The sequence below is a fragment of the Clostridium sp. MD294 genome (assembly GCF_000364165.2).
Classification (GTDB): domain Bacteria; phylum Bacillota; class Clostridia; order Lachnospirales; family Anaerotignaceae; genus Coprocola.
In genome coordinates, this window is the sequence record NZ_CP097810.1 from 1334946 (window position 1) to 1353442 (window position 18497).

Here is an 18497-nt window from a genome sequence, read left to right on the forward strand (position 1 = left end):
TGCTGATATGGACGAAAAGTGGCAGAAGCTAAAACAATGGATAGAACAAAGTAATAGAATAGTATTTTTTGGAGGAGCAGGCGTTTCTACAGAAAGCGGTATTCCTGATTTTAGAAGTGAAAACGGTATTTTTATGACAATGAATGAATATGGTTTTTCACCAGAAAGAATATTGAGCCACTCCTTTTTTTTGTCAAATCCAGAAATATTTTTTCAGTATTATAAAAAAAATTTGCTTTATCCAGATGCAAAACCAAATAAAGCACATAAAGCACTAGCTAAACTGGAAAAAGAGGGAAAACTTCGCTGTGTAATCACACAAAATATAGATGATTTGCATCAAAGAGCAGGAAGTAAAAAAGTTTTAGAATTACATGGAACATTGTATCAAAATTATTGTACAAAATGTCATAAAAAATTTGATTTAGAATATGTAACAAATCAGGAAGGCATTACAAAATGCGATGCTTGTGGTGGAATAGTACGTCCTGACGTAGTGCTTTATGAGGAAGGATTAGACGACAATACAATTATGGAAGCAGTTGATGAAATTGCAAAAGCAGATATGCTTATAGTAGGAGGCACATCATTAAATGTATATCCTGCAGCAGGATTGATAAGATATTATAATGGGAATAAATTGGTTTTGATAAATAAATCAGCAACACAGTATGATAAAAGTGCAGATTTGATTATTTCTGATGCAATAGGGAACGTTTTGGGAACTATAATAGGAATATCAGAATAATATAAAAATTTTGAAAAAAAAGAAAAAATAGTGTTGACAAAACAGTTTATGTTTGTTAAAATAAATACTGCACTGTGAACTTTGAAAATAAAATAACGTAGAAATAAAACACAACCCAAGTCTATTCAATGTTTTTATAGGTTAATAATAATCTATAAAATTTAATAAAAAGATTTTATTATGAAATAAAAAAAGAAAAGAAGGTTTTAAAATGTTTGCTGATATTAAAGATGAAGTAAAGGAAATACTTGTGGATTTATTTGATGTAGACCAAGAGTATTTACAATCACAAGTGAAAGAACTTGTGCCAGATGCTTTGACAGAGGTTAATAAGCCTCATATCAGTATAAAAGACCTATAATATTTGTAGGTCAAAACCAAAAGTCAGTATAATCTGATGAGGTAGGATTTTAATATAAGAGTTTGATCCTGGCTCAGGATGAACGCTGGCGGCGTGCTTAACACATGCAAGTCGAGCGAAAATAATTAGGAGCTTGCTTTTAATTATTTTAGCGGCGGACGGGTGAGTAACGTGTGGGCAACCTGCCTTTTACTGTGGAATAATCACTGGAAACGGTGACTAATACCGCATACGGTTCTTAGGAGGCATCTTCTAAGAAAGAAAGGATTTATTCGGTAAAAGATGGGCCCGCATCTGATTAGCTAGTTGGTGAGATAATAGCCCACCAAGGCAACGATCAGTAGCCGACCTGAGAGGGTGACCGGCCACATTGGGACTGAGACACGGCCCAAACTCCTACGGGAGGCAGCAGTGGGGAATATTGCACAATGGGCGAAAGCCTGATGCAGCAACGCCGCGTGAAGGAAGACGGTTTTCGGATTGTAAACTTCTATCAATAGGGAAGAAAGAAATGACGGTACCTAAATAAGAAGCCCCGGCTAACTACGTGCCAGCAGCCGCGGTAATACGTAGGGGGCAAGCGTTATCCGGAATTACTGGGTGTAAAGGGAGAGTAGGCGGCAAGGTAAGCGATATGTGAAAGCCTTAAGCTTAACTTAAGGATAGCATAACGAACTATCTAGCTAGAGTACAGGAGAGGAAAGCGGAATTCCTAGTGTAGCGGTGAAATGCGTAGATATTAGGAAGAACACCAGTGGCGAAGGCGGCTTTCTGGACTGAAACTGACGCTGAGGCTCGAAAGCGTGGGGAGCGAACAGGATTAGATACCCTGGTAGTCCACGCTGTAAACGATGAGTGCTAGGTGTCGGGGAGGAATTCCCGGTGCCGGAGCAAACGCAATAAGCACTCCACCTGGGGAGTACGACCGCAAGGTTGAAACTCAAAGGAATTGACGGGGGCCCGCACAAGCGGTGGAGCATGTGGTTTAATTCGAAGCAACGCGAAGAACCTTACCAAGGCTTGACATCCTCTTGACGAATGTAGAGATACATTTTTTCTTCGGAACAAGGGAGACAGGTGGTGCATGGTTGTCGTCAGCTCGTGTCGTGAGATGTTGGGTTAAGTCCCGCAACGAGCGCAACCCTTATCTTCAGTAGCCAGCAGGTAGAGCTGGGCACTCTGGAGAGACTGCCGTGGATAACACGGAGGAAGGTGGGGATGACGTCAAATCATCATGCCCCTTATGTCTTGGGCAACACACGTGCTACAATGGCTAGAAACAAAGTGAAGCGAGACGGTGACGTTAAGCAAAGCACAAAAACCTAGTCCCAGTTCGGATTGTAGTCTGCAACTCGAGTACATGAAGCTGGAATCGCTAGTAATCGCAAATCAGAATGTTGCGGTGAATACGTTCCCGGGCCTTGTACACACCGCCCGTCACACCATGGGAGTTGGAAGCGCCCGAAGTCGATGACCTAACCGCGAGGGAGGAGTCGCCGAAGGTGAAGCCAGTGACTGGGGTGAAGTCGTAACAAGGTAGCCGTATCGGAAGGTGCGGCTGGATCACCTCCTTTCTAAGGAGACAAAGTTGTGATTTATAAAAACGTTATTTTGTTTTCAGTAATATACAGTGTTTTGGATGGGTTCCCGAGTGGCCAAAGGGGGCAGACTGTAAATCTGTTGCGATAGCTTCGAAGGTTCGAATCCTTCCCCATCCATTTTTAGCATTTTTAACTGTCGATAATGTCGACAGTTTTTTTATTGTGAAAAAGAGGTGTTTTAATGGAATTTTTTGTAATGGCTGATGAATGTAAAATAATAACAATTAAACAAAAATTATATGAAAGAGGTATTCCTTATCAAATAAAAACAATAAATAATACACTTAGAATTCCAATATCATTTAATCGTTTTCAAAATAGAAAGTCAAAAAATTATTATAAAATTTTAGTAAAAGAGGAATATGCAAAAATAGTAAAAGAAGTATTAAAACAATATGGAATAGTATAAAACATCAAAAATATTTCATCTGTTTTTGATTATTTCTTAATAATTTTTTCGATATTTTTAATACTCTTTTCCTTTTTTTCTCATTTTTATTTTGTATGATATATGTCATAGAAAATAAATAAAAAAATAGAAAGAAGGAATTAATATGAAAAAGAAATTGGCTATGATATTTGCAACGTGTATAACATTGAGCTTAACAATAGGTTGTACTGTATTTGGTGCAGAAAATGGTACAGAAGAGGCAAAACAAGAATATGATAGAAGGATAGAAGTAAGAAAAGAAAAATCAGAAAAACAATTTAACATAGCAAAAGTGGTAACAGTAAATGAAAATGCAATAGTAGTAACATTAGCAGAAAAACCAGAACTGCCAGAGGGTGAAGAGGGAGAAAGACCAGAAAGGCCACCAATGCAAGAAGGAGAAGAAGGAGAAAGACCAGAAAGACCACCAGTACCAGAAGGCGAAGAAGAAAGACCAAGACATGATAAATTAGAAAAAGAGTTGAATTTTAGTGAAGAGGAGATAGAAATTACATTAAATGAAGATATTGAAATTCATATAGAAGGTGGAGAACAAGGAAGTATAGAAGACATTCAACCAGATGATATAATTATGATTGATTATGCTGAAGATGGTGAAACTGTAAAAGGTATTTTTATAAAAGAACAAAAAGAATAAAATTAAAATGAAAAGTCCCTTGTAGAAAATACTACAAGGGACTTTTTTTATAGTTTTAAAAATAAAAGTGTGTTGGGAATATTTTCTTTTAAAAGACATATAAAAAGTTCCTTATTTTTTTCGTCCCAGCAAGTGCGAATATTTTTGCAAAAATAAGGAAAATAGTTTTGAGGAAAAAATGCTTCTAAATCAATATGATGAGTATATAAACACTCATTGATGTCTTGTTTTGTTTCGTAAGTAGTGAAAGTGTTATATTTTATAATATTTTTTCCACCATTTAATAAAGCTTCTATAATCATAGAAAGTAAAAAAGAATTAGTAGAATTCGAGCAACAGCACCATTGAAAAAAGTCGTCATCAACTGTTATGTATACAGGTGGATCTGGTAATTTTAAATCATCATATAATATACCAGCATGAAAAACTCCTTGATTTTCATACCATATTACTAAATAATTTTTAGTAATAGTGTGCCAAGTATCTTCTGGTAATTGAGAAAGAATGTAATAAGGATTTTTTTTCTCTTTTTCTGATAAATCGTATTTTTTCCAGTATTGCTTTTTATATTGTATATTTTCTGCAATAATGTCATAAGAGAAAGAAATTTCATCTGGAAATAAAATATGGTTTAAAAAATCATTTATTTCAGCATTACCACTATGAAGTAAAAAATTTCTATAAACTTCGGGTATTTTGATACCTAAGTATTGTTCAGAATTTCTAATAGCATTTTCTGAAAATCCTAAACAGCTTGGCGAATTACGGTATAATATAGTAATTAAGTCTTCAGCACTAATATGATATTTCTTATTAGGCATAAATACCACTCCTTAAATTTAATATGCAAAAGACAAAATTTTAGTATGATGATGTATAAAGTAGTGCTGTTTATAAAAATAAAGTAAGCAACTCTTTATTATATAAAAAAAGTTACTTACTAAATCAATAAAATTATAAATCCGTTAAAAATTTTGCCTTTTCAAAGTCATCTTTGTGTACATAAATAATGTATTGACTAATACATTCTTTTTCTAAGTCAACCACTCCTAAACCAGGAGCAGATGGAGTAATCTCATTTACAGTATAAGGGATATGATTTTTTGTAAGAGATGCTCTTATATTTGACTGTTGTTGTAATGAAAACGTAATGCAGAGTTCTTTTCGGTTCAATATTGTTAGCATACTATCCCTCCTCTGAGAGCTCTTTTTGTTTTTAGTATATCATGTTAATAGGAAAAACAATATCATTATTTTCCAAAAATAATAGAAAAAATTAAGAAAGGTTTTTGTGCGAGATTACCTTTGTAAAAAAAACGATAGCACTATTTTATAATAATGTAGAAATAACAGTGTTGTTATTGTACAAATTGCGTATATCTGTAAATATATGTGCGTGATGTACAAATTAAATATTGATTCTGTCAAAATAAAATACGTATCAAAGCAATAATAATTAGTATACAACCAGAAAAAGCTGTCCATAGTGTTTCTTTTATAGTATAACAATTTTTTAAATGTTTTCCGCAGTAAATACCTGTACTCAAAAATACTATTTGAAATATTGCTGTAAAAAAAGGAAGAAGTACAATACAAATTTCTGCAGCACCCGCTGCAATACCAGCACCCATAGAGTCAATAGAAAGTATAAATCCTAAACAAAGTCCTTCTTTTGCGTCAATGTGAGAAGAATTATCTTTATCACAGTGAGAAGGATTGCGAAGCATTTCTATAGAATTTTGACATTGTTTTTTTTGAACACTTTGATAACAGAACCATATTCCCATAAAAAACAATAATATAATGCCTAATGTGTTTGCAATTTCTACATTAAAAAATAGTTTTATGTGATTTCCTAATAATATAAAAATAGCCATAAAAAAAATATTTTCTAAAAGCAATATTAATTTTGTAAAAAATGGTATAGAAATATTTCTGATACCATAAGATAGTCCTATACCAAGTGCATCTATACTCAAAGAAATTGCCAGTAATGTTACTAACAACATATTATACACCTCCTATTGTTCATAATATGCAGTTAGCATATTTTGGAAAGTTGTTTCATATAGTAAAAGAAAAACATAAGATAACAAAGAAACAAAAGAAAGGGTGGTTATTATGAATTGCTGGGAAAAAAGTCCTCAGGAAATAGAAAAACTGTTAGGGACAAGCATAAAAAAAGGACTTTCTACAGAAACAGCACAAAAGAGATTACAAGAACAAGGAAAAAATACATTACATTATGAAGGAAATAAAAAAGGGCTTTTTTATCGTTTTTTAGAGCAGCTAAATGATTTTATGGTAATTGTGTTAATTTCTGCCTCTGTAGTATCTTTTGCAGTATCTTATATCAATGGAGAAAAAGATTTTGTGGACTCAGCTATTATATTGTTAATAGTAGGAGTAAATGCAGTGTTGGGAATGGTGCAACAAAGTAGAGCAGAAAAAGCATTAGAAGCATTGAAAAAACTGTCTGCACCAAAAGCGAAAGTGTTAAGAGAGGGTGTTGTAAAAGAAATAGAAGGAGAAGATGTTGTTGTTGGAGATATACTTGTATTAGAAGCAGGGGATTATGTTTGTGCAGATGGTAGACTAATAGAAACAGAAAGTTTAAAAGCAGAAGAGAGTGCTATTACAGGAGAGTCTGTAGCAGTAGAAAAAAATGCGAATATGATTTGTAAAGAACACACTTTGCTAGGAGATAGAAGTAATATGGTATTGTGTTCTTCTTATATTACATATGGTAGAGCAAAAGCCATTGTAACAGCAACAGCACTAGAAACAGAAGTAGGACATATTGCTAAAATGATAGCACAAGAAAAAGAAAATCAAACACCACTTCAAAAAAAATTGGGACAAACAGGAAAAATATTAGGTATAGGAGCTTTAGTAATTTGTCTTGTGATATTTTGTATGGGATTACTTACAAAAGCAGACCCGTTTGAAATGTTTATGACATCAGTGAGTCTAGCTGTAGCGGCAATACCAGAGGGACTGCCTGCTATTGTAACAATAGTACTTGCAATAGGTATGCAAAGAATGTCTAAAAAGAATACTATTATAAGAAGGCTGCCCGCAGTAGAAACGTTAGGGGGAGCAAGTGTAATATGTTCTGATAAAACAGGTACATTAACACAAAATAAAATGAAAGTGGTAAAAGTCAGTGATTTTAGAACAGAACAGCAAGGGGAATATAATATCAATGTATTGTCATTAGCATGTCTGTGTAATGATTGTAGAAAAGAAGGCAGTATTATTGTAGGAGAGCCTACAGAAAGTGCATTAGTAGAGGCATTAGAGCAGTCTGGAGAAAATTTTATACGTTTGAAAAAAGAACATAAAAGAGTAGGAGAAATACCATTTTCATCAGAAAGGAAATTAATGACAACAGTACATAAAATGGAAGATGGTAGCTTTTTGTCTATTACAAAAGGAGCACCTGATGTGCTTTTAGATAGATGCAGTCATTGTATAGAGCATAGTACTGTTGTAACATTTTCAAACACAAAAAAAGGACAAGCAAAAAAAATGAATGGACAACTTGCAGAGCAGGCATTGAGAGTCATTGCAGTTGCTTATAAAAAGTGGGAGAAAAAACCAAATATATCAGAACAAAAAAAATTAGAAAATAATTTGACATTTGTGGGAATGATAGGAATGATAGACCCACCAAGACCAGAAGCCAAAAAAGCAGTAGAAATCTGTAAAAAAGCAGGTATTAAAGCAGTTATGATTACAGGTGACCATGTTTTAACGGCAAAAGCAATTGCTAAAGAATTGGGCATTTATGAAAAAAATGATAAATGTATGACAGGAGAAGAATTACAAAAAATATCAGATGAAATATTGTCAGAACAAATCAGTCAATATTCTGTATTTGCAAGAGTTTCGCCAGAACATAAAGTTAGAATTGTAAAAGCATTTCAAAGTCAAGGCAATGTAGTTGCTATGACAGGAGATGGTGTAAATGATGCTCCTGCACTTAAAACAGCAGATATAGGCTGTGCTATGGGAAAAAATGGTACAGAAGTAGCAAAAGGTGCGGCAGATATGATATTGACAGATGACAATTTTGCCACAATAGTAGAAGCAGTAAAACAAGGGCGAGGCATTTATGATAATATTAAAAAGGCAGTACATTTTTTGCTTTCTAGTAATATAGGAGAAATTATTACTATATTTGTTGCGATGTGTTTTGGTTGGTCAACACCTCTTTTACCTATACAGCTTTTGTGGGTAAATTTAGTGACAGACTCTCTTCCAGCTATAGCATTGGGATTAGACCCTAGCGACAAAGATATTATGGAAAGGAAGCCAGAAAATAGTAGTAAAAGTATGTTTTCTGATGGTATGGGAGTAAGAATTGCATTGGAAGGCTGTATGATTGGTATGTTGGCACTTTTGGCTTTTGCTATCGGTCATATTTATTTTGATGAAGCAGAACAGCATATTATAGGTAGAACAATGGCATTTGCTGTGCTAAGTATTTCACAGTTAATACACGCATTTAATATGAGAACAGAACATTCTATATTTACTATTTCGCTTTTTAGTAATGTTTATTTAGTAGGAGCTTTTTTGATAGGAACAATATTGCAAGTAGGTGTAATAATGGTTCCAGTATTGTCTACTATATTTAAAGTAAAACAGTTAGAAGCAGTGCAGTGGGGAATTGTAGCGTTATTGGCATTTGTACCTATCGTTGTGGTAGAATTGGAAAAATGGAAAGATAGAATAAGTATAAAAAATCAAAAAGAAATAGATTAATATGTAATAAAGGCAATTCTATTGATAAAAATAGGATTGCTTTTTCATTGTTTTGTATTATAATAAGCAAAAAAGGAGGAATAAAATTATGGCAGAACCATTTTTTATAAAAAATAGAGAAAAATTATTTTCAAAATTAGAAGATAATAGTGTAGCAGTACTTTTTGCAGGAAATGCTCCTACAAAAAGAGGAGATGAAAAATACCCTTTTTCACCAGACAGAAATTTTTATTACGTGAGTGGCGTAGCAGAACAAAATTGTATATTGTTTTTTGCTAAAAAACAAAAACAAGTTACATTGTATATACAAAGAGATAATGGAGATATGGCGAAATGGGTAGGAGCAAATATGACAGTAGAAGAGGCAAAGGAATGTTCTGGAATTGAAAATATAAGCTATATAGACCAGTTTGAGAAAGATTTTGCAGAATATATTTTTAAAAATAATGTAGAGATATGTTATATTGATATGGAGTGTAGAGAATTTGAAAATAATATAACACCTGCATTAGCATTTGCTAAAAAAGTAAGAGAATATTTTCCAGCAATAACACAAAAAAATAGTTATACAGTGTTTGCAGAAATGAGAGAAATTAAAGAACAATATGAAATTGATTTGATACAAAAAGCAATAGATATTACCATAAAAGGTATAGAAAGTATTATGAAAAATGCCAAAGTAGGTATGATGGAATATGAAATGGAAGCTTATTTTGATTTTGTGTTAAAGCAGAATGGTGTAAAACAAAAAGCATTTCAAAGTATTGCAGCAGCAGGAAAAAATGGCACAATATTGCACTATATGGAAAACAATAGTAAAACAAAAGAAGGAGATTTAATATTATTTGATGTAGGAGCTCAAAAAAATTGGTATAATGGAGATATTACAAGAACATTTCCAGTAAACGGAAAATTTACAGAAAGACAGAAAGTAGTTTATAATATTGTATTAGAAGGACAAAAAAAGGTAATAGAAGCAATCAAACCTAATGTGCCTTTTTATCGTTTAAATGAAATATTGAAAGAACATTATTTTGAAGAATTAAAAAAATTAGGTATTGTAAAAACAATGGAAGATGTTTCAAACTATTATTATCATGGTGTAAGCCATTATTTGGGAGCAGAAACACATGATATAGGTAGGTATCAAGAAAAACTTTTAAAACCTAATATGGTACTTACAGTAGAGCCTGGACTTTATATAGAGCAGTGGGAAATAGGCATTAGAATAGAAGATGATGTTGTAGTAACAGAAAATGGTTGTAAAGTACTTTCTGAAAAAATGATAAAAACAGTAGAAGAAATAGAGGCATTTATGTCAAAGGAGTAATAAATGAAATCGTATAGAGAAATGGATTTATATGCTCCTGTATGCGAATTTTTTACAAAACAAAATTATAGTGTAAAAAGTGAAGTAAATGGTTGTGATGTTGTAGCACAAAAAGAAAATGATATTGTCATTGTGGAGCTTAAAAAAACATTTCAGCTAAAATTGGTGTATCAAGCAATAGATAGACAAACAATGTGTGAAAATGTTTTTGTAGCAATACCAAGACCAATAAAGTCCCAAAATACAAAACAGTTTCAAAATATGCTAAAATTGCTCAAACGTTTAGGAATAGGGCTTTTAACAGTAGCAGTAGATAGTCCTATAAAAACAGTAGATGTGCTATTGCAGCCAAATGATAATAACATTTCTAAAAATAATAAAAAAAGTAAAAAATTACTTTTGGAAATGCAGCAGCGTACAGGAGATTATAATGTAGGAGGAATGACACGAAAAAAAATTATAACAGCATATAAAGAAAAGGCACTAGAATTATGCTGTATATTGCAGCAAAAAGAAGAAGTGTCTTGTGCTTTTTTGCGTAAAAATAATATAAAAGAAAATCATATTAAAATGCTTAATACAAATGTATATCAATGGTATGAAAGAGTAAGTAGAGGAGTATATCGTTTGTCAGAGAAGGGAAAAGAGATACTAGAGCAAAAAGAATATAAAGAAGTGATAACATATTACCAAAAAAAATGGAAATCAGTGAAATAAAAATCAAAAAAGGCTGGGGAATTCCTGCCTTTTTTGTAAGTACAGTGTGTCACTATTTACAGCTAGGGCATTTACCATAAAATATAAGCTGCTCTGACTCTAATGAAAAATCTGTATAATGACAGGCCTGCTGATGAAGCTGTTCCAGAATGTCATAAGCAATGTCAGTTACTTTTCCGCAACAAGTACAAACTGCATGAGGATGAGATTGTATAATAGCATCATATCTAGCACTAGGCTCACCCACACTTAACTCCTGTACTAATCCGCAGGATTTAAAAAGACATAATGTTTTGTAAACAGTGGCTAAACTTAATGTAGGATTAGTAGGTTCTAGTGCTTGATAAATCATTTCAGCATTTGGATGCTCTTTTGTATGGGAAAGCATGGCATATATGGCAATCCTTTGAGGGGTAACCTTTAATCCTTTTGCTCTTAAAATTTTAGTAATGTCTTTCATAAAAAATGCTCCTTAAATAATAATTATTGTTATTTAATAATAATACATGATAAGTATTATGTCAATAGAATTTTATGGAAAAGAAAAGTATATAATGTTGAAAAAAGTAAAATAATGTTAGAATAGAGGAAAAAATATGAATATTGTATTATTAGAACCAGAAATTCCACAGAACGCAGGAAATATAGCTAGAAGCTGTGCAGCAACACATACTGCATTACATTTCATAAAACCATTAGGATTTTCTACAGAAGATAAATATTTAAAAAGAGCAGGTTTGGACTATTGGAATTTGCTTGATATATATTATTATGATAATTTTGACGATTTTTTACAAAAAAATGGAAATGCTAAAATATTTATGGCAACAACAAAATCGAAAAAGTTATATACTGATGTAACATACAGTGAAAATGATTATATTATGTTTGGAAAAGAGAGTGCAGGAATACCAGAGGAAATATTACTTCAGTATCAGCAAACAGCAATAAGAATTCCTATGTTTGAGCAAGCAAGAAGTTTAAATTTGTCAAATGCAGTAGCAGTTGTATTGTATGAGGCATTACGACAGCAAAATTTTAAAGGATTGCTAAAAGAAGGACAACTTCATAGACACACATGGTAATATACTAAAAAATAAAAAAGTCTTTTGGAAATAAACAGTGTATGGTATCATAAAAAGGAAGGTGATTGTAATATGCTGCAAAAAGCAACAAAATTTTTAAAATGGGGACAAATGGGCATCGCATATGTTCCAAAAGCAAAAAGTATATTCAGCATAACAAAACGATTTCTGCCTAAAAAGAAAAAGAAAATCAAAAAAGTGAAAAAAAGTAATATAAAAGCTATTTTTCGTAATATTAAAAAAGGATTTAGTATAATAAAAGAGTATTGTTACTATATGAAAAGAATATTTGTGATATTGAAAGAGAGATAAATAATGAAAATATATGAAACTTTTTCAGAGGAAGAAACAAAAAAAATAGGTTTTTTATTAGGAGAACAGTCTAAAGCAGGAGAAATCTATTGTTTAAATGGCGATTTGGGAGTAGGAAAGACAATATTTACAAAAGGATTTGCAAAAGGACTTGGTATAAAAGAAGAAGATGTTACAAGTCCTACTTTTACTATTGTGAATGAATATGAGGGAAAATTACCTTTTTATCATTTTGATGTATATCGTATAGGTTCATTAGAAGAAATGGAATATACAGGATATGAAGAATACTTTTTTGGAAAAGGGGTTTGTATGGTAGAATGGGCAGAAATGATAAAAGAATTGCTTCCTAAAGAGGTTTTTCATATCACTATACAAAAAGATTATACCAAAAGCGAATGTTATCGTAAAATTGTAATAGAGGAGGGACAAGCTTGAAAGTATTGGCAATTGATACCACAGGACAAACAGCATCAGCAGCAATATTAGAAAATGATGTAATAATAGCAGAATATAGTATTAACTATAAAATGACACATTCTCAAACGATACTACCTATGATAGATGAAATTAGTCAAAAAATAGAACTAGATTTGTCTACAGTAGATTATATAGCTTGTTCTTGTGGACCTGGTTCTTTTACAGGTTTGCGTATTGGTGCAGCAACAGTAAAAGGACTTGCGTTAGGCGGTAATATTAAAGTTGTTGCCGTTCCGACATTAGATGCTTTAGCATATAATATATTTGATACAGATGCAATAATTTGTCCTATTATGGACGCAAGAAGACAACAAGTGTATACTGCATTTTATCAATGGAGAGAGAATGAATTTTGTAGATTAACAGAATATAGTGCATTACCTATAGAGGAAGTAATGCAACAAGCAAAAAACTATCAAAATAAAATAATATTTTTGGGAGATGGTGTTGCTGTGCATAAACAATTACTTTTAAAAGAAAAGAATTTTTGTTTTGCTCCTTCTCATTGCAATTTGCAAAGAGGGGCAAGTGTTGCAGCACTGGCAGTAAAACTGATAGAAAAAGGAGAAATCATAAAAGGGAATGAATTAGAATTAATTTATTTAAGAAAACCTCAGGCAGAAAGAGAAAGAGAGCAAAAACTGAAGGGGGAAGCGTTGTGCTAGAAATACAGCAAATGACACAAGAGCATATTCAAGACGTACTTCAAATAGAAGAAGCGTGTTTTGCAATTCCATGGACAAAGCAAGCTTTTGAAAGAGAAATAAAAGAAAATAAATTAGCTATGTATATTATTGCAGTATTAGATGGTAAAATAGTAGGATATGCAGGAATGTGGCACGTTGTGACAGAAGGACATATTACAAATGTTGCTGTGTTACCAGAATACCGTAAACAAGGCATAGGTAATGCTTTAATAGAACAAATTATTCGTATAGCAGAAGAATATGAAATGATAGGAATTACATTAGAAGTTCGTATCAGTAATATAGCAGCACAAAAATTATATATAAAATATGGATTTCGTCCAGAAGGATTTCGTAAAAACTATTATGAAGATACTAAAGAAGATGCTGTAATTATGTGGAAATATTTTCCTAATTATGAAAACTATCAACCAGAATAGATTGATTGAAATAGAAAAGGAGGCTTGTTTTTATGCCACAGACAAAAGAATTGAACTATAAACAATTAAAAAATATCTGTTCTCCTTCTGATTTTTCATTTCAGACGACAGAAGAAATTTCATCATTAGATGGTGGAGTAATTGGTCAAGAAAGGGCAGTGAAAGCCTTCGATTTTGGATTAACAGTAAAAATGCAGGGATATAACATATTTATGACAGGACCTTCAGGTACAGGAAAAACAACTTATGCAAAAATCAGTACTAAAAAAATTGCGGCAACAGAACCTGTACCTTATGATTGGTGTTATGTATATCATTTTCAAAATCCTAGAACACCTTTGGCATTGCGTTTTAAAGCAGGCATGGGAAAACAGTTTAAAGAGGATATGAGTGAATTAGTACAAATATTTAAAACAGAGATACAAAAAGTATTTCGTTCTGAAGATTATGAAAAAGAAAAAAGTGTTATATTAAAAAAATTTGATGAAAAAAAGGACATTTATATGAAAGAAATGTCTGATATGGCAAAAGAGAATGGTTTTCAGCTTCGTTCCTCTAATTCTGGTATTTATTTTATGCCTATTATAGATGGTAAAACAATCAATGAAGAAGAATATGATAAATTGGAAGAAGAACAACAAGAAGCAATAGATAAAGCTTCTAATGTAGTGCAGGAAAAAGCAGGCACAATTATGAGAGATTTAAGAGAGCTGGAAAAAGAATGTAAAAAGCAAACAGATGATTTAGATTATAAAGTAGGTATGTTTGCAATAGGGCATCATGTCAATTCTGTTCAAGAAAAATACAAAGAATATACGAGAGTTATTTCCTATATCAATGATGTCAAAGAAGATGTATTAGAAAATATCAGCCAATTTTTTGAAGAAGAAGAAGAAGTTGATGAAAGTATTGCATCATTATTGCCTTTGTTTTCAAAAAAAAGTTCAGAAGATATTACACAAAAATATAAAGTAAATTTAATAGTAGACCATTCTGAAACAGAAGGAGCACCAGTTGTAGTACATTTTAATCCAACTTATTATAATTTAGTAGGAGAAGTAGAATATGATAGTGAATTTGGTAATTTAACTACAGATTTTATGAAAATAAAAGCAGGATTGTTTCATAAAGCAAATGGAGGCTATTTGATATTGCAGGCACAAGATATATTGTCAAATCCACAGTCTTGGGAGGCAATACGTAGAGTAATTAAAACAAAAGAGATTGCTATGGATAATTTAAGAGAACAAATGGGAGCAATTGTTGCACCAGTGTTAAAGCCTGAACCTGTTCCAGCAGATTTTAAAATTATATTGATAGGCAGTGAATATTATTATGATGTGCTAAGTGAATTTGATGATGAATTTGACAAATTTTTCAAAATAAAAGCAGAATTTGATTATGAAATGAAAAGAAATGATGAAAATATTGTTAAATTGGCACAATTTATAAAAAAATTTTCAGAAAAAGAACATACCGCACATTTTACAGCAGATGCAGTTTGTGCTGTAATAGAATATTCTTCAAGAACAGCGGAAAGACAAGATAAATTAAGCACACGATTTAATCGCTTAACGGAAGTAATGGGAGAAGCAGCAGCATGGGCGAAATTGTCAGGAGATACTCTTATTACAGCAAAACATATTAAAAAAGCAATAGAACAAAAAGAGCAAAGATTGAAAATGTATGAAGAAAAACTTGGAGAAATGCTTGATGAAAAGGTCATTATGATAGATACAGAAGGCAGTAAAATAGGACAGATAAATGGCCTTGCTGTTTTGGATATGGGAAGCTATGCTTTTGGAAATCCTTGTCGTATTACAGCAACGACATATATGGGAGAGTCTGGTATTATTAATATTGAAAAAGAAGCACAGCTCAGTGGCCAAACACATGATAAAGGAATACAGATATTAACTGGATTTTTGGGGCAGACTTATGCACAAGAGTTTCCGCTTTCTCTTTCTTGTAGAGTGTGTTTTGAACAAAATTATAATGGTATAGATGGAGATAGTGCTTCTAGTACAGAATTGTATTGTATACTATCTAGCTTGGCAGAAGTGCCTATTAGACAGGACTTGGCAGTAACAGGTTCTATCAACCAAAGAGGAGAGATACAAGCAATAGGTGGCGTAACATATAAAATTGAAGGTTTTTTTGACTTGTGTAAAAAAAGAGGATTGACAGGTACACAAGGGGTAATTATACCAGAAACTAATATTAAAGACCTTGTGTTGAAAGATGAAGTAATAGAAGCAGTAAAACAGGGTGCATTTCATATTTATGCGATATCTACATTGGAAGAAGGCATTGCGTTGCTTATGGATATGGAAGCAGGACAAAAAAATAAAAATGGAAAATATCCTGCTAATAGTGTACATGGTAAAGTAATGAAAAAATTGAAAGCTTATTATAAAGGAGCATCAGGGGAAAAAATAGAAAAATAATAAATATTTAAAAAAAAGAATGTGAAATCGTAAGAGAGTAACATTCTTTTTCTATTTTTAAACAAAAATTAATACAAGAACTTTCGACAATAGTACAGTTTTTTGGTATACTAATTTGGTATAAAATAATGGAAGTAATATATGACTATAAAACGCAGATTGCAGCGCAAAAAAAGAAGAAATTAGGAAAGGAGAAAATTACTGTAAAATGTGCAATATTATAAAAGATATAATGTTTTTTATAAATTTTCAGTAATGAAAAACACCAATGAATAAAAAATGGAACAGACTGCTTTGCACTACTGTGGCAAGTGTTTTATTTTTGGGTAATATGCAGGTTTATGGAAGTGTTATAAAAATGCGATTGCTATATGACCAAAAAATGCACAATTATGAAGCAGAAAGTATTCATATTTCTGTCAATGGTACAGAACTACCAGAGGGTGATATGCCTCCTATTGTACTTTACGATAGAACATTAGTACCAGCAAGAGCAGTTTTTGAGGCATTAGGAGCAGAAGTAGTATGGAATGAAGCAACACAAGAAGTGTATGTTAGGAGAGAAAATGATGTAGTGATATTAAAAGCAGATGATAAATCAGCAACAAAAAATGGCGTTGTGTTTACTATGGATGTGCCAGCAAAAGTTATAAATGAAAGAACAATGATACCAGTAAGAGCAGTTTCAGAAGCATTAGGTTGTACAGTAGATTGGGACGAAAATACAAGAATGGTAAGTATACAAGAGGAAATAAAACAAGAACAAATCCCTCCAGAAAGTAATGATGATAGCATTGAAAATAATAGTGATGATGACAATAATGATAATAACAACAATAATAATAACAATGATGATGATGACGTAAAAGTGGATACAGTAGAAAAAAAAGAGTATATAAAAGGTGGTACAGGAGATATTCCTAAACAAGATATTGGAGTAATAGATATTGTAATACCAGAAACAAAACAGCAACAGCAAACATTTATTATAAAAGCGTCTGATGAAATTGCGAAATTTGAACAAATAGAAGGAAAAGAAAATGAAATTGTAATCAATATTTATTATGCACAAAAAGAGATATTGACAGACCACATTAAAGTAGAAACAAGTAATGCAGTGAGTGGTATTATTTCATCACAACATACAGATGATGATGTTACAGTAACAAAAGTAGTATTTGAATTGACAAAACAATGTAAATATGATATTGCGTTAGAAGAGGAATATGAAGATAGTATCATAGTATCATTTGGAGAAGGAAGCAATGACGAAGCAGATACAGATATAAATACAATGCCAGATGCAAGCGTAATACCAGATGAGAGTGTAATACCAGATACAAATACAGATGTGAATATACCAACCATTGATACAAGTACAAACAAACCAAATCAGTTAAAAAATGTTCATTATGAAACAACAAGAAAAGCGATTGCATTGTCAAAAACGGAATTATTTGCAATAAACAATGCAGAACATATAGATGACTATTTAAATAAGAAGTATCAAATTATACTTCCAGGAGATTATAGTAGTATTTATGGAAGCGGAACAATGGCATTAAACACTACAGAGTTAGTTTCTGCTACAATAAGTCAAGAAGGTGGTAAAACAGCAATTACATTTGAACAAAATGGAATATATGCCTATACTATAACAGAAGATGCGAATTATTATTATATTAATATTAAAAACCCTAAAGAGGTTTATAATAAAATATTAGTATTAGACGCAGGGCATGGAGGACAAGACCCAGGAACAAGCGGAAACAATTTAAAAGAAAAAGATATTACATTAGCAATATTACAAAAAACATATAGTAGGCTACAAAAAACAGATAAAGTAAAAACGTATGTCACACGTATTGGAGATACTTATCCTGAAAATATTTCTAGGGCAACTATGGCAAATGATATAGGAGATGTTTTTGTTTCAATACATATGAATTCTGCAAGTCCAAATCCAACACCAAATGGAACAGAAGTACTATTTATTACACATGAAACAGATAAAGATGGAAAATTGACAAGTAAAGCAGTAGCAACAACATTGCTAAAAAATGTGGTAAATGCTTTGGGGACAAATAATAGAGGATTAAAATATGATACAGCAGAGCAAAAAAATCTTATTGTATTAAATAGAACAGTAGTGCCTGCTGTTATAGTAGAAACATTATTTTTGTCTAATCCAGGAGATGCTTTAAAAATTTCAAATGAATTATATCAAGAAGAAGTAGCACAAGCAATTTATGATAGTATTATAGAATTGGCTGATAATTATAAATGGAGATAAAATAATTTTGTAAATTTATTGCAACGGAATGTTATTTCTTAGTTTATGGAATAACATTCTGTTTATATTTTAAGAGAATTTTAAGAATTGCTTTTGATATATTTTTTTACAAATTTCGACTTTTTTGATATACTAATAA

18 protein-coding genes, 1 tRNA gene and 1 rRNA gene are annotated in these 18497 nt (G+C 31.8%); 16 read left to right on the forward strand and 4 right to left on the reverse strand.

All coding sequences use genetic code 11. The features are described from left to right. Window positions 1–7 precede the first annotated feature (7 nt). From C820_RS06580 to C820_RS06605, 6 genes are all read left to right on the forward strand, one after another. The gene (locus C820_RS06580) at window positions 8–748 is read left to right on the forward strand and encodes an NAD-dependent protein deacylase (protein ID WP_004038808.1); all 741 of its coding nucleotides are present in this window, start codon (window positions 8–10) and stop codon (window positions 746–748) included. 211 nt (window positions 749–959) lie between these two features. Further along, window positions 960–1109, forward strand: coding sequence for a hypothetical protein (locus C820_RS06585; RefSeq protein ID WP_004038807.1), 150 nt, complete (start codon window positions 960–962; stop codon window positions 1107–1109). 50 nt (window positions 1110–1159) lie between these two features. Next, window positions 1160–2683, forward strand: a 16S ribosomal RNA gene (locus C820_RS06590). Window positions 2684–2746: 63 nt separating this feature from the next. Then, a tRNA-Tyr gene (locus tag C820_RS06595) sits at window positions 2747–2827 on the forward strand. A gap of 64 nt (window positions 2828–2891) precedes the next feature. Beyond that, a complete protein-coding gene (locus C820_RS06600; RefSeq protein WP_004038806.1) occupies window positions 2892–3119 on the forward strand; it encodes a hypothetical protein in 228 nt (75 codons plus the stop codon). 145 nt (window positions 3120–3264) lie between these two features. Beyond that, window positions 3265–3798, forward strand: coding sequence for a hypothetical protein (locus C820_RS06605; RefSeq protein WP_004038804.1), 534 nt, complete (start codon window positions 3265–3267; stop codon window positions 3796–3798). A 47-nt stretch (window positions 3799–3845) separates the two neighbouring features. Here the strand turns inward: C820_RS06605 and C820_RS06610 are convergent, their stop codons facing one another. The 3 genes from C820_RS06610 to C820_RS06620 form a co-directional block, all read right to left on the reverse strand. After that, window positions 3846–4619, reverse strand: coding sequence for an SMI1/KNR4 family protein (locus C820_RS06610; RefSeq protein WP_004038802.1), 774 nt, complete (start codon window positions 4617–4619; stop codon window positions 3846–3848). Window positions 4620–4752: 133 nt separating this feature from the next. Next, window positions 4753–4983 carry a glycosyltransferase family protein gene (locus C820_RS06615; protein ID WP_004038800.1) on the reverse strand — a complete coding sequence of 77 codons (231 nt, stop codon included), beginning with the start codon at window positions 4981–4983 and terminating at the stop codon, window positions 4753–4755. 239 nt (window positions 4984–5222) lie between these two features. Next, on the reverse strand, window positions 5223–5807 hold the full coding sequence (locus tag C820_RS06620) for a manganese efflux pump (protein ID WP_004038798.1): 585 nt from the start codon (window positions 5805–5807) through the stop codon (window positions 5223–5225). Between the two features lie 112 nt (window positions 5808–5919). Between C820_RS06620 and C820_RS06625 the strand changes: the two genes are divergently transcribed. From C820_RS06625 to C820_RS06635, 3 genes are all read left to right on the forward strand, one after another. After that, entirely contained in the window at window positions 5920–8568 is a 2649-nt protein-coding gene (locus tag C820_RS06625) for a calcium-translocating P-type ATPase, PMCA-type (protein ID WP_004038797.1), read from the forward strand. A gap of 88 nt (window positions 8569–8656) precedes the next feature. Next, the gene (locus tag C820_RS06630; protein WP_004038796.1) at window positions 8657–9898 is read left to right on the forward strand and encodes an aminopeptidase P family protein; all 1242 of its coding nucleotides are present in this window, start codon (window positions 8657–8659) and stop codon (window positions 9896–9898) included. Between the two features lie 3 nt (window positions 9899–9901). Further along, window positions 9902–10615, forward strand: coding sequence for a DUF2161 family putative PD-(D/E)XK-type phosphodiesterase (locus C820_RS06635; protein WP_004038794.1), 714 nt, complete (start codon window positions 9902–9904; stop codon window positions 10613–10615). 52 nt (window positions 10616–10667) lie between these two features. Here the strand turns inward: C820_RS06635 and C820_RS06640 are convergent, their stop codons facing one another. Continuing rightward, window positions 10668–11075, reverse strand: a complete 408-nt coding sequence (locus C820_RS06640; protein ID WP_004038791.1) for a Fur family transcriptional regulator — start codon at window positions 11073–11075, stop codon at window positions 10668–10670. 136 nt (window positions 11076–11211) lie between these two features. Here C820_RS06640 and trmL point away from each other — a divergent pair, with 136 nt between their 5' ends. From trmL to C820_RS06675, 7 genes are all read left to right on the forward strand, one after another. Then, window positions 11212–11700, forward strand: coding sequence for a tRNA (uridine(34)/cytosine(34)/5-carboxymethylaminomethyluridine(34)-2'-O)-methyltransferase TrmL (gene trmL, locus C820_RS06645; RefSeq protein ID WP_004038788.1), 489 nt, complete (start codon window positions 11212–11214; stop codon window positions 11698–11700). A gap of 72 nt (window positions 11701–11772) precedes the next feature. Then, entirely contained in the window at window positions 11773–12012 is a 240-nt protein-coding gene (locus C820_RS06650) for a hypothetical protein (protein ID WP_004038786.1), read from the forward strand. Between the two features lie 3 nt (window positions 12013–12015). Next, window positions 12016–12450, forward strand: a complete 435-nt coding sequence (gene tsaE, locus C820_RS06655) for a tRNA (adenosine(37)-N6)-threonylcarbamoyltransferase complex ATPase subunit type 1 TsaE (RefSeq protein ID WP_004038784.1) — start codon at window positions 12016–12018, stop codon at window positions 12448–12450. After that, a complete protein-coding gene (gene tsaB, locus C820_RS06660; protein WP_004038782.1) occupies window positions 12447–13157 on the forward strand; it encodes a tRNA (adenosine(37)-N6)-threonylcarbamoyltransferase complex dimerization subunit type 1 TsaB in 711 nt (236 codons plus the stop codon). The genes tsaE and tsaB overlap by 4 nt, the downstream gene beginning before the upstream one ends. After that, window positions 13151–13618: a ribosomal protein S18-alanine N-acetyltransferase gene (rimI, locus tag C820_RS06665; RefSeq protein WP_004038780.1), complete on the forward strand. Its 468-nt coding sequence runs from the start codon at window positions 13151–13153 to the stop codon at window positions 13616–13618. Before tsaB ends, rimI begins: the two co-directional genes overlap by 7 nt. Window positions 13619–13650: 32 nt before the next feature. Beyond that, window positions 13651–16065, forward strand: coding sequence for a Lon protease family protein (locus C820_RS06670; RefSeq protein ID WP_004038778.1), 2415 nt, complete (start codon window positions 13651–13653; stop codon window positions 16063–16065). Between the two features lie 268 nt (window positions 16066–16333). After that, the gene (locus tag C820_RS06675) at window positions 16334–18358 is read left to right on the forward strand and encodes an N-acetylmuramoyl-L-alanine amidase (RefSeq protein ID WP_004038776.1); all 2025 of its coding nucleotides are present in this window, start codon (window positions 16334–16336) and stop codon (window positions 18356–18358) included. Window positions 18359–18497: the final 139 nt, after the last annotated feature.